The sequence below is a fragment of the Sulfurimonas sp. genome (assembly GCF_016744025.1).
Classification (GTDB): Bacteria; Campylobacterota; Campylobacteria; order Campylobacterales; family Sulfurimonadaceae; genus Sulfurimonas.
This window is the reverse complement of the sequence record NZ_JADGFC010000076.1, coordinates 1-12,262: the sequence shown is the minus strand read 5'-3', so window position 1 is coordinate 12,262 and position 12,262 is coordinate 1. Positions and strand designations below refer to the sequence as shown.

Sequence of the window (12,262 nt, the reverse complement as noted above, 5' to 3'; positions counted from 1 at the left end):
TACAATTAGTTATAATGTAAAATATAGTTTTCCAATTTAAAGATATTTTTATTAAACAAGGATAAATATGATACATAAAAGAAAACATGAAGATGATGTTAATGCATCTTTATTAAGAGAGAATGACCCTGTATTTGGTGCAAGTGGTTTGAGAAAATCTTCCCCTAAGTACAATATGCCAAGTTTAGAAATGTCACCAAGAAATGCTTATCAAATTGTTCATGATGAACTTATGTTAGACGGAAACTCAAGGCTCAATTTGGCAACTTTTGTGACAACATGGATAGAACCAGAAGCTGCCAAACTCATGAATGAAACGTTTGATAAAAACATGATTGATAAAGATGAGTACCCTCAAACAGCACAAATTGAAATGCGTTGTGTAAATATGCTTGCTAACTTATTTCATGGTCACACAAATTCAGACAAAGAAGCTTGTGGATGTTCTACAATTGGCTCTAGTGAGGCAGCGATGCTTTGTGGAATGGCTATGAAATGGAACTGGAGAGCTAAACGAAAAGCTTTGGGTAAAGATACAACAAAACCAAATTTTGTTGTTGGTTCTGATGTTCAAGTATGTTGGGAAAAGTTTTGTGTCTACTGGGACATAGAGATGAGAACTGTAAATATGAATCCAGACAATGGGTTTAAATTTGATCCTGCAAAAGCCATTGAGTTATGTGATGAAAACACCATGGGTGTACTTGCAATTTTAGGTACAACATATACAGGTGAGTATCAAGATGTTAAAACATTAGACCGACTTATTGACGCTTACAATAAAGAGACAGGTTATGATATCCCTATTCATGTAGATGCAGCAAGTGGTGGGTTTGTTGCTCCATTTTTAGACCCTGAGTTAGAATGGGACTTTAGATTAAAATGGGTAAATTCTATTAATGTATCTGGACATAAGTTTGGTCTTGTAGCTCCCGGTGTTGGTTGGGCTATGTGGAAAGATTGGTCATTCTTACCCCAAGAGCTGATTTTTCATGTAAATTATTTAGGTGGAGATATGCCAACATTTGCAATTAACTTTTCACGTCCTGGTAGTCAGGTTATTGCACAGTATTATAATTGTATTCGTTTAGGGTTTGAAGGATATAGAAAAATACATCAAGCCTGTTTTGATGTAACCATGTACTTAAAAGAAAGACTAGATTCATCTGGGATTGGTGAGTCGGTTATACAAGATATCAAAATGCCACTTTTAGCTTTTAAGTTAAAAGATGGAGCGTCTTATGATGTTTATCAGGTCTCGGACAAACTTCGTTACCATGGTTGGCAAGTTCCAGCTTATACACTTCCCGCAAATGCTTAAGATGTTGCAATTTTAAGAATTGTAGCAAAAGAGGGTTTTGATTATGATTTAGCAACTCTTTTGGTTGAGCATATCGCTCAAGCTATTAAAGAATTGGAAAATGAAACTAAAGGTAAAAGTACATCACCAACCCCTGCTGAATTGAAAATTTGTTAGAGAGCTTTAGTTTGATCTCTAATCTCTATTGTTAATAAAAATGCTCCAATAAAAAAACATACTCCACCAAAAAGTGTACAGTAAAGAGCCATAGTCTCATTAACTAATTCGGAATTTGCATAAACAAAACTAGCTATACTTGATACTTCAAAAAGTAGTGATCCAAAATTATTTAACCAAATAATCCACCAAGTGCTACTTCTAAAATACTCTATACTTCTATCTTTATAAATTTCTAACCATGCAAAAAATAGAACCGATAAAGTAAATAGTATTAATTATAAAAATAGAAAAAACTGCAGCTAAACTCATAATACTAGCAATTATAAAACAAGCTGAACCAATCACAAAGAACAAGGCTACAAAATATGTAAGAGTTGATTTCTTACCTTGAAAAATGGACCTTACTTCTTTTCTCATTGCTCTTGATGTTCTCAATAAAACACCATTTTCATATACATGAGTTACAAAAGGACCTATAGTTAATTTTTCAATATTCATTTAATCTCTTTATTTTTATCTCTATTATAGACTTAATTTAAAAATGAGAATAAATCGAACTAATCAGTCAACTTCTCATATGCAATTTTACGAATCCAGTCATTAAACTTAATATCGTTTTCAATGCAATAAGTTGCGAAAGTCTTTAACTCCTCTGGAGTTACCATCAACTCAACTTCTACAAGTTTTTCATTTTCTTGTGTTAGTATTTCTATAGTTTTGTATTCTTTCATGATGAACAACTTAGCTTGATATTTTTAGATTCTAATGGAGCTAGTTTACAAAAATGTTCTAAATCTTTATGTTCATCAAATGGCTTATGCGCGACTATTAGTAAGTCATCAATCATCGAGTAATCTCCTTGTTGTGCTTTTTCTATAGCTTCTTGTAAGATATGATTTTTCAAAATATATTTTGGATTTATGCTTAACATCTTTGTATGTCTGTCTTTTGTAGATATATTCTCTAATTTGAGTCTTACATCATAAGCATCTAGCCACTCACTAAGCGGTGTTTGAAATACTGCCATCTCTAAGATACTTTTTTTATCTCCATCATAAATGGATAGTGTTCTAAAAAACTTTGTATAGTCTATAGTCGCGCTCTCTAGTGAACCTAACATCCATTTAAAAAATTCTATGTCCTTTGCATCTTGGGTATAAAGTCCCATTTTTTTATACATGATACTTAGATACTCTTCTTCATAAGTATCACCAAAAGTTTTATCTAAAATCTCTAATGCTCTGTCCTGATTTACAATAGACGAAAGTGCCACTGCTAATTTATGTAAATTCCAGTGAGCAATTCCTGGTTGATTTTTAAAACTATAACGACCATCTACGTCAGTATGATTACAAATATATCCAGACTCGTAATCATCTAAAAATGCAAAAGGACCGTAATCTATAGTTCTACCATCTATTGACATATTATCAGTGTTCATAACTCCATGGTTAAAACCAACACTCTGCCATCTAGCAATAGTTACGGCTGTATTTTTAACTATCTCTTCATACATTTTTACGTACATTCCCTCGACATCTTTTAAATGAGCAAAGGATTCATCTATAACATAGTCTGCAAGTTTTTGAACTCTTGCATGCTCGCCTCTAAAGTTAAAATACTCAAATGTACCAAAGCGAACCCAAGTAGGAGAAAGACGAAGAACTATTGCGCCCTTTTCTCTTCTCTCCCTTGTAACATCAGAATCACTTCCTATAAGAGCAAGTGCTCGTGAAGTTGAGATGCCAAGACCATGCATAGCTTCGCTCATTAGGTATTCACGAATCGATGAGCGTAAAACTGCCCGGCCATCACCCATGCGAGAGTAGAGTGTAAGTCCAGAACCTTTTAGTTGTAAGTTTTGTCCATTTACCTTGCCTAGATTTATAGCACGTCCATCTCCAAGTCTATACACAAAATGTCCAAATTGATGACCAGCATAACACATAGCAAATGTGTCTGAGCCTTCCAATTTATAAGTTCCATTTAGTATATTTACTAGATTTTCATCTTTAGTTATATCCTCATCTACTCCTAAAAGTTTTGCAGCATCTTTAGATGCAGAGATAAGAAAAGGTTTTTTTAACGGTGTCGGTTCTACTTCATCAAAGAATATTGGGTCAAGTTCTCTATATGGAGTTGTGAGTTTTAATTGTGAAAGTTTCATACCTATCTTTTAACATTAGCCATATTAAAAAAACCTATATAAAAAATATCAACTTTTTTCTGTAGTACGATTTAAGAATAGCTTAGGGCATCTCTAAAAAACCTTATTTCCTCAGCGATATAGCAGATATGCGAATATAAGGCGAAACTACGCAGGAGCTACAAGTAGCTTCAAGTGGTTTCAACGAAGTAGTAGCTTATCTGCTATATCGCCCGTAGGGAGTAAAAAAGAGGCACAATCTTGCACATAATTTTTCATCGTCATAGCTATGGCTATACCTCAAAAAAAGTTATATACAATCTTATACCTCTTTTTTACTCTGAGGTTTTAAGGGTTTTTAGAGGTGCCCTTGATTAAACTGCTTATATGAATAAATCATTGCAGATGGTATATAACTACCACGAAACTACAAAACATGCTCAACATAAATATGCTCGCTCACTTGGTTACATGGATTGGTCTACTCAACCTGATCCCTTTAGAGTTTACAATGGAGTTAAAGAAATTAAACTACCTTTAGCAATGCAAAACTCAACTCCACCTTATCATCTCTTAGATGCCCAGTTGCCATCAGCTCCTCTTGTGAAAGAGTCTATATCTCAGCTCTTACAGTTTAGCATGGGAATTGCTGCTTACAAAGAATCTGGTGATAGTTCTTGGGCGGTTAGATGCAACGCTTCTAGTGGAAACCTTCATCCTACGGAGTCTTATCTTGTTCTTCCTCCTATTAGCAAAGAGCAAAATAACAAGAGTAATCTCTTTCATTACAGACCAAAAGATCATTCATTAGAGGAACTCGCAAGTTTTGAGACATCATTTTGGGATGAATTGCCTGATAATAGTTTTATTTTAGGACTATCAAGCATCTCATGGCGTGAAGCTTGGAAATATGGAGAGCGTGCATTTCGTTACACTCAGTTAGATGCAGGTCATGCTTGGCAAGCAATTGTAGTATCAGCGAAGATGCTTGGCTGGAAAGTTACAAGACTAGATAGTGTAAGTGATGAAGATATTTCTTTGCTTTTAGGACTAACTCATAAGAGTAAATTTTTTGAAGATGAAACTCCGGATATGCTTTTTGTCATTTCACCCCAAGATGTAAAATCAGAACTAAACATAGATGAAATGATAAAAGATATTCCTACAGAGTTTGAAGGTATAGCAAATAGACTAAGTTCATCAATGCAAAAGTGGGATATTATCCCGGCAATAGAAGAAGCTACCTCACAAGAACAAATTCCTCAGGCAAAAACTCAAAAAAATGAAATAATAAGAACTCCTAGTAAAGAATCTAAAGATGTAGTTCTAAACAGACGAAGTATTCATGTAATGCAAAAAGATATTTCTACTATTACAAAGGAGCAGTTTCACAATATTCTCTCTAGTGTTGCCGGTTCTCTAGATGCAAAGGAGAACTCAGCTCACTTAAGTATATTTGTACATCAAGTTGAGGATTATCAATCAGGTTTATATATTTTAGTACGAAATGCAAGAGATATAGATGAGCTAAAAAGAGAAATGGATTCTACATTTTCTTGGACTGACACAGAGTTTGAACAACTTTTCTTACTTCAAACAAAAGATCTAAGCACTAACTCTAAAGTCATAAGTTGTTCTCAAGATATAGCAAGTGATGGGGCATTTAGTCTTGGTATGCTTTGTAATTTTACAAGTCAGATAGAAAAATATGGAGCACATAGATATAAAGAACTTTACTGGGAGTGTGGAGTTATAGGTCAACAACTCTATCTTGAAGCTACTTCTATGGGACTCTCTGGAACGGGAATTGGATGTTTTTTAGATGATGATATGCATACATTACTTGGACTTACAAATAATAAGTATCAGATTTTATACCACTTTACTCTAGGACGTGGTTATGTAGACAGCCGTATTATGACTCGACCTGCCTACGAGTAAAAAGTTATGATTAAAGAGGAAGAACCTCTTTTTCATATACTTCATTTATAACCTGTGCCAGACCTGTATATATAGCAGATGCTCCACAAACAATACCCTCAAAACCAGCAATTTGCTTAATAAGTGGACTATGCAATGCATCTCCAAGAGCAAGTAAAAAAAACAATATTGTTGTTAATCCAAACACAACCTGTAAGGCTCTTGATAGTTTTAGTGTAGCTATAAACAATACTCCTGTAAATATTCCCCACATAACTAAAAATGCAACCATTGCAGAGTTATCTGGTGCAATACCAAGACCAAGTTTAGGCATTAACATTAAACTAACTAGAGTAATCCAGAAAAATCCATAAGATATAAATGCAGTAGTTGCAAAAGTATTACCTTTTTTCCACTCCATAAGTCCTGCGATTATCTGTGCTGATCCTCCATAGAAGATTCCCATCGCTAAGATCATTGTACCTAATGTAAAGAGTCCTGTATTATGCATATTTAGTAAAACTGTTGTCATACCAAAGCCCATTAAACCTAATGGTGCAGGATTTGCTGTTAAGTCTTTTTGTGTTGTGTGTGTTGTTGCTTGAATCATTGTTTCCCCTTTTGCAAAAAGTATATAGGAACAATGTTTCTCAAATGTTTCTTTTTAAATTAATCTTATAACCTACGTTATATATAGAGCAAAAGAGGTTAAAAGAGAGTTTTGTTTTTAGTTTAGAAAAGACTATTCTTAGTTTATTGGTATTAAAATCACTCTGTATATCATCTTCCCAAACATAGTTTAAAATATTCATATTTGAAAAAGTAAAATTTGGTTTTGAAGAAAATAGTTTTAGTAACAACAATTCTTTTTGCGTAAGTTTATAAATAATATTATCTTTAGATAGAGTCCTTTGTGTTTTGTTCCATATAAAATCACCATCTAAATATAGTAGGCTCTCTTTATCTTCGCGAGATTGAAGATTATTGATACATTTAAGTATTATTTTTTCAAGTTCAAAACTCTGTATTGGCTTTATTAGATATTTTGTAAGCATCAACTCAGTAGCTGCAAGTAGTTTTTCTTTATCTGAATAAGCACTTAGTATTATAAGTTGAGTCTTTTCATCAATCCCTCGTATACTCTTTGCAACCTCAAGTCCATTTATTATCGGCATATTAATATCTAGAATAATAAGGTCTGGTTTATGTTTAGCATACAAGTCTAAAGCTTCTTGACCATTACTAACCTCATAAACATTTTTAAAATAAAGTCTTAAAAATTTTGCATATTTTTCTCTAATTTTTTCATCATCTTCTGCATAAAGTATTGAGAACTGACTTTGTTTCATTATTTATCCTTAAACACTTATTGTAAATGTAACACCATCATTTTTATTTTCCAGCATAATATTACCACCCATATTTTTATGAATAATTTTTTTAGCTATATATAGGCCTAAACCATTCGCCTTTTTATCATTTTTAGTACTAAAATACAAATCAAAAACCTTAGCTATATTTTCACTTTTAATCCCATTAGCATTATCTGAGATGCTGACATGTGATTTATTGTCTTTTTTATCAATATCTATCTCAATTTTGGGATTAATAATATTTTGAGATGCGAAGGCATCTATAGAGTTTGTTATTATTGTAAGGATGACTTGTTGATAAAGTGTTATATATGCATTTATTTTTACATCTCTTAGAATATTAACTTTTATCTCTATATGTCTTAGAGAAGGGGATAGTATATTAAGACATTCTTGTATAGCCACATTAGGAGAAAAATCAACCTTATGTGTTTCTTGAACAAAAAACCTACTAAAATCATCTATGGTATTGGATAAATATTGAGTAGTTGTTTCTATATCTAAGATAGCCTTTTTAAGTTCTACTTCTCCAAGTTTATCTTGCTTTTGATCCATATACATATCAAGAGTCACTGCGTTTATCTGTGCAAGTGGTTGCCTCCATTGATGTGAAATAATACTTAGCAGTTCACCTATTGTTGCCATCTTTGACTGATGAAATATTATCTCATCCTTTTGTCTATTTTTTTCTTTTTTATTTCGTATCTTCTTTTGATAATTATCAAACCTATTTTGAATGTTTTTTGAAAAGAGTATAAAAAATATAACAAAGATAAAAGTCAATAGTATATTGGTAAGCAAGATTTTTTTTACTAACTCATTGTTTAACTCTTGCAGTTCTAATTTTCTTTTTAATATTTTAGGTTCTATATCACTTGGATGAAAGCCATATCCTATTGCCCACTTCCATGTATCAAAGCCTTTGATATAAGATATTTTTTCACTTTGATTGTGGTGAGTTCCAAATAAACCTATATAAGATAGATAGCCCTCTTTTTCTTTTGCAATCTTAATAATCTCTTTTGTTATCATAAAACCAGTTTCATCTTTTAAGTTTATTTGATTTTTTTCAATAAAGCTTTTTTCTATATTTATCAAAAAATTTCCCTCATAATCTATGATAAATATATAACCATCTTTATCATATTTCATGGATTCAATTTTTTTAAGTATATCTTCTTTAGTTATTAGATGTTTAAGATTTTCATACTCATAACTAATCATGGCATGAACTTTTAGGACTTCTTTTTTTATTATCTCTTTTTGTAAATTTATATAATTATTTTTTAGATATTTTATCTCTTTAAGAAGCTGTTTATTGTTGTATTGAATCATTAATGTAGTTGTAGTTATTGAAAAAAAAACTAGCATCAGTAGGGGAACTAATTTGATTATATTTAATAATTTTTTTTCATTTTGTCTTTGCATGGGAGTATTATACTGACAAATATATAAAAGTTGAAATAGAAAAAAAGCCTATTCTAATCGTGAACTTTCCAATAGTATCCGTATCTATCCATATGGTATTCTTGATTTTGTTTTTTAATTATCTTAGGTTCATTGCCAACAAATATTAAAGATGTTCCAAATATGAAAACATCTATTAATATTACAATTAATATGATTCTCATGAAAATAACTCTCTTTTTTATAAGATAGTATCAACACCCTATATGATATAGAGTGTTGATACTATAATTACTTTATTTTCTCTATAATAGAATCTACAGAGAAACCAAATTTTTCAAATAACTGACCTGCAGGAGCAGATGCACCAAAACTATCCATGCTAATAACTGTATCAGCAAATCTGTACCACTCTAAACCACGAGCAGCTTCGATAGCTACTGTTTTAGTTCCTTCTCTAATGATAGAAGAAATATAAGCAGAATCTTGCTCTAGTAAAAGATCATAACAAGGAACAGATACAACATTAACAGGAACATCCATGCCATTTAGTGTCTCTTTAACTTTTAGAGCTAGTTCAACTTCACTTCCAGATGCCATAAGAGTAATAACAGCATTTTCATCAGTAGCTAATAGATAACCACCTTTTGAAATCTCTCCAGCAGCAGGTGTTGGAAGAACTGTTAAGTTTTGACGAGAACATACAAATGCAGATGGAGATTTACTCATCTCTAGAGCTACTTTCCATGCTACAATATTTTCAGCACCATCAGCTGGTCTCCAAACATAGAAGTTTGGAAGTGAACGGAACTGTGAAAGGTGCTCAATTGGTTGATGAGTTGGACCATCTTCACCAACACCGATACTATCGTGAGTCCAGATAAAGAACTGCTGGATACCAGTAAGTGCAGCGATACGAGCAGCAGGTTTTAGGTAGTCTGAAAATACAAAGAATGTAGCTGAAAAAGGCATAAGTGGACCATAAAGTGCCATCGCATTTACAATAGAACTCATAGCATGTTCACGAATACCAAAGTAGATATTTCTACCTTTTGGATAAACACCCATGCCGTTTAAGTTTGTTTTGTTTGACGGGCTAAGGTCAGCAGAACCACCTAAGAAACTCGGAATACCTTTAGCAATAGCATTCATAATTTTTCCATTAGTACCACGAGTAGCCTCAGCTTTTTCAAATGCTGGATATTCAATACGAGAAAAATCAGGATTTTGAAGTGCTGCTAGAGCTTCATTTTGCTCCATTAAAGGAAGTGTCTTTTGAGAGTGAACCCACTCACGCTCTACTAAGTCACCCTCTTCGATAGCACATCTAAATCTAAGCATAACATCTTCATCAACAAAGAATTTTTTCTTTGGATCAAAGCCTGCGTCTGTTTTAGCTTGAGCAATAACATCGTCTCCAAGAGGAGCACCATGAGCATGGTGAGAACCTTCTAACTCTCCAGCACCTTTTGCAATAACAGTGTTAGCAATGATAATAGTTGGTTTAGTATTTGATTTTGCAGTAGTTATAGAAGAATCTATCTCATCAAAATTGTGACCATCACACTCTAAAACATCCCAACCTTGAGACTCAAATCTACCACGAATATCTTCTGATATACTTAAATCAGTTGAGCCCTCAATAGTAATACGATTTGAATCATAAATAAGAATAAGATTGTCAAGTTTATTATGTCCCGCAATAGAACAAGCTTCATAAGAGATTCCCTCTTCTAAATCGCCATCACCACATAAACAGTAAACATTATGATCAATCAATTGCGCTGTCTCTGAGTTTACCTGAGAGCCAACAAATTTTGAAGCCATTGAAAAACCAACAGCATTTGCAATACCTTGACCTAAAGGACCAGTAGTAATCTCAATACCTGCTGTGTGACCATACTCTGGATGACCAGGAGTTTTAGAATCAAGTTGACGGAAGTTTTTTAAATCTTGTACTTCTAAACCATATCCCCAAAGATAATAAAGAGAGTAAATAAGACCTGTTGCATGACCACCAGAGAAAACTAATCTGTCACGGTTTAACCAATCTGGATTTTTAGGATTGTGATTCATATGCTCACTTAATACTACAGCGATATCTGCAAGACCCATTGGTGCACCTGGATGACCTGAATTTGCCGCTTGAACCATATCTGCTGCTAAAAATCTTATTGAATTTGCCATTTTTTGACGCATTACATTACTCATAATTGAATTGCCTTGTTTTAGTTTTTATGTCTGTTTATATATTTTGTTAGTAGTGGAGACAACTCATCACGCAAGTTATCATCAAAACCGTTCAACTCATTGCTAAGTTCATCTGCTAATGTATTGGCTTCACTCATCGCAGCTTCAAGGCCTAAAATAGTAACGAAGCTATTTTTATCTTCGTCATTATTTGTCAACTTTCCTGCTTCTTCAGAGCTTTGTGTAACATCTAAAATATCATCTTGGATTTGAAAAAGAAGTCCAAGTTTGATTCCAAAGTCATAAAGCTTTTCACCTAACTCTTCGCGCCCAACTATAATAGCTCCCATTTTAAGAGATGCTGCTATAAGTTTTGCTGTTTTGTTTGTGTGTAAAATTTTAATGTCTGTAACATTGAGTGGTTTATTTTCAAAATAACAATCAATTGCTTGACCTAAAACCATTCCGTTTAATCCACCATTTTTTGCCAACTCTTGAATTAGTTTAACTCTTGTATAGTCTGAAAAAGGTGCTTGGCTTAAAACTTCAAAAGAGTAAGTATTAAGAGCATCTCCTACAAGTATTGCTGTCACTTCATCATAAAGTACATGTAATGTCGGTTCTCCTCTACGAAGAGGTGAGTCATCCATTGCAGGTAAGTCATCATGAACTAGAGAGTAAGTATGTAGTAGTTCAACTGCGTAAGCTGCATGTCTAGCACCATCTAACATAAGAGAGTTATATGCACCGACAACACCAAGAAGAAGAGCAGGTCTAAATCTTTTTCCACCAGCGATTAGCATCTGTTGTATAGCTTTTTCGTAGCTAGGGTGTATACTCTTTGATGTTGGTAAATTCTCTAATAAGAAAGCTTCAAAATTTTGCATATGAAAGTATATATTTTCTCTAGTTAAATGACTATTAATTTCTATGGTGTTTTACACTAAATCATACAATTATTTTTAATATTACAGTTAAAAGCTTTGCATCTTCAATAACTTAGAAAAGTTATTCTGAATCAGCCAGATTTTCAGTATTAACTTTACCCTTTATATTTACAAAAAATTGAAAGCCTCTTCTTTGAAAAAGTAAAGAAGCAAAGTATTTAAAATCACTGATATGTTCTCTTATATCAGCTATGTTATCTATTTTATTACCATTTACCTGAATTAGTTGATCCCCAATTTTAAGTCCATAACCATCAAACTCATTAGATACTTTTATGATTGTAAGATTTGGACTAAAGTAAATTCCTTTTTCTTCTAAAAAAGTATCACTTAAATATCCGCCGCCATATCTCTTTTTAGTCTTGACTTTAATATTAAAATATTTTGAATCTCTTTTTATCTTAATCTTATGAATAGTTCCAATTTTAGAAAACAGTATTTTTCTCATAAAAGTCGCACTGTCTTTGACTTTTTTCCCATTTAAAGAAACGACACAATCACCTTTTACAAATGGGTTTTCTATGATAAAAGGGTTTACTCTTTTAATAATAACTAGCTTATTTTTATCTTCTACCCTTATTCCAATATCACTATAATCACTTGATTTATTACTTAAAAATCTTTCTATATATTTTTTCTCAATTATCCCCTTAGAGGTTACAATTCCCTCTAGAGCACAACAGCTATTTGTAAGAAGAGATGGAGCAAGTACTTTTTCACTAAATGTAGCAAAACTATTAAGACCAATTTGTCTCTTTATAATCTTGCCTTCAATAGCTCTTTTTTTATTTACAGATGC

12 protein-coding genes are annotated in these 12,262 nt (G+C 32.6%); 2 read left to right on the top strand and 10 right to left on the bottom strand.

Features of this window, described 5'->3' with window-relative positions; all coding sequences use genetic code 11:
* Positions 1 to 67 precede the first annotated feature (67 nt).
* Positions 68 to 1,321 carry a glutamate decarboxylase gene (locus tag QZZ48_RS10635; RefSeq protein ID WP_294965461.1) on the top strand — a complete coding sequence of 418 codons (1,254 nt, stop codon included), beginning with the start codon at positions 68 to 70 and terminating at the stop codon, positions 1,319 to 1,321.
* Positions 1,322 to 1,702: 381 nt separating this feature from the next.
* Here the strand turns inward: QZZ48_RS10635 and QZZ48_RS10630 are convergent, their stop codons facing one another.
* From QZZ48_RS10630 to QZZ48_RS10620, 3 genes are read right to left on the bottom strand one after another with little or no spacing between them, the layout of a single operon-like run.
* A complete protein-coding gene (locus tag QZZ48_RS10630; RefSeq protein WP_294965459.1) occupies positions 1,703 to 1,978 on the bottom strand; it encodes a hypothetical protein in 276 nt (91 codons plus the stop codon).
* Between the two features lie 59 nt (positions 1,979 to 2,037).
* Positions 2,038 to 2,211 (bottom strand): hypothetical protein, encoded by a 174-nt coding sequence (locus QZZ48_RS10625; protein ID WP_294965456.1) that lies wholly within the window; start codon positions 2,209 to 2,211, stop codon positions 2,038 to 2,040.
* Positions 2,208 to 3,647: a protein adenylyltransferase SelO gene (locus tag QZZ48_RS10620; RefSeq protein WP_366755928.1), complete on the bottom strand. Its 1,440-nt coding sequence runs from the start codon at positions 3,645 to 3,647 to the stop codon at positions 2,208 to 2,210. The genes QZZ48_RS10625 and QZZ48_RS10620 overlap by 4 nt, the downstream gene beginning before the upstream one ends.
* 366 nt (positions 3,648 to 4,013) lie before the next feature.
* Here QZZ48_RS10620 and QZZ48_RS10615 point away from each other — a divergent pair, with 366 nt between their 5' ends.
* On the top strand, positions 4,014 to 5,567 hold the full coding sequence (locus QZZ48_RS10615; RefSeq protein ID WP_294965453.1) for a nitroreductase family protein: 1,554 nt from the start codon (positions 4,014 to 4,016) through the stop codon (positions 5,565 to 5,567).
* 10 nt (positions 5,568 to 5,577) lie between these two features.
* On the opposite strand, the gene QZZ48_RS10610 is transcribed toward QZZ48_RS10615, so the two are convergent.
* From QZZ48_RS10610 to QZZ48_RS10580, 7 genes are all read right to left on the bottom strand, one after another.
* A complete protein-coding gene (locus QZZ48_RS10610; protein WP_294965452.1) occupies positions 5,578 to 6,156 on the bottom strand; it encodes an acetate uptake transporter in 579 nt (192 codons plus the stop codon).
* Positions 6,157 to 6,196: 40 nt separating this feature from the next.
* Entirely contained in the window at positions 6,197 to 6,895 is a 699-nt protein-coding gene (locus QZZ48_RS10605; RefSeq protein WP_294965450.1) for a response regulator, read from the bottom strand.
* Between the two features lie 9 nt (positions 6,896 to 6,904).
* Positions 6,905 to 8,290, bottom strand: coding sequence for a cache domain-containing protein (locus QZZ48_RS10600; protein WP_294965447.1), 1,386 nt, complete (start codon positions 8,288 to 8,290; stop codon positions 6,905 to 6,907).
* Positions 8,291 to 8,400: 110 nt separating this feature from the next.
* A complete protein-coding gene (locus QZZ48_RS10595; protein WP_294965444.1) occupies positions 8,401 to 8,550 on the bottom strand; it encodes a hypothetical protein in 150 nt (49 codons plus the stop codon).
* 67 nt (positions 8,551 to 8,617) lie between these two features.
* The gene (tkt, locus tag QZZ48_RS10590; protein WP_294965441.1) at positions 8,618 to 10,537 is read right to left on the bottom strand and encodes a transketolase; all 1,920 of its coding nucleotides are present in this window, start codon (positions 10,535 to 10,537) and stop codon (positions 8,618 to 8,620) included.
* Positions 10,538 to 10,554: 17 nt separating this feature from the next.
* Complete coding sequence (locus tag QZZ48_RS10585) at positions 10,555 to 11,403, bottom strand: polyprenyl synthetase family protein (RefSeq protein ID WP_294965438.1); 849 nt, start codon at positions 11,401 to 11,403, stop codon at positions 10,555 to 10,557.
* A gap of 121 nt (positions 11,404 to 11,524) precedes the next feature.
* A partial coding sequence (locus QZZ48_RS10580; RefSeq protein ID WP_294965435.1) for a PDZ domain-containing protein occupies positions 11,525 to 12,262 on the bottom strand: 738 nt, incomplete at its 5' end.

Excerpts from the sequence above, each read along its gene's own strand:
- QZZ48_RS10635 (WP_294965461.1), top strand. The coding sequence starts at position 68 with ATGATACATAAAAGAAAACATGAAGATGATGTTAATGCATCTTTATTA.
- QZZ48_RS10630 (WP_294965459.1), bottom strand. The coding sequence starts at position 1,978 with ATGAATATTGAAAAATTAACTATAGGTCCTTTTGTAACTCATGTATAT.
- QZZ48_RS10625 (WP_294965456.1), bottom strand. The coding sequence starts at position 2,211 with ATGAAAGAATACAAAACTATAGAAATACTAACACAAGAAAATGAAAAA.
- QZZ48_RS10620 (WP_366755928.1), bottom strand. The coding sequence starts at position 3,647 with ATGAAACTTTCACAATTAAAACTCACAACTCCATATAGAGAACTTGAC.
- QZZ48_RS10615 (WP_294965453.1), top strand. The coding sequence starts at position 4,014 with ATGAATAAATCATTGCAGATGGTATATAACTACCACGAAACTACAAAA.
- QZZ48_RS10610 (WP_294965452.1), bottom strand. The coding sequence starts at position 6,156 with ATGATTCAAGCAACAACACACACAACACAAAAAGACTTAACAGCAAAT.
- QZZ48_RS10605 (WP_294965450.1), bottom strand. The coding sequence starts at position 6,895 with ATGAAACAAAGTCAGTTCTCAATACTTTATGCAGAAGATGATGAAAAA.
- QZZ48_RS10600 (WP_294965447.1), bottom strand. The coding sequence starts at position 8,290 with ATGCTAGTTTTTTTTTCAATAACTACAACTACATTAATGATTCAATAC.
- QZZ48_RS10595 (WP_294965444.1), bottom strand. The coding sequence starts at position 8,550 with ATGAGAATCATATTAATTGTAATATTAATAGATGTTTTCATATTTGGA.
- tkt (WP_294965441.1), bottom strand. The coding sequence starts at position 10,537 with ATGAGTAATGTAATGCGTCAAAAAATGGCAAATTCAATAAGATTTTTA.
- QZZ48_RS10585 (WP_294965438.1), bottom strand. The coding sequence starts at position 11,403 with ATGCAAAATTTTGAAGCTTTCTTATTAGAGAATTTACCAACATCAAAG.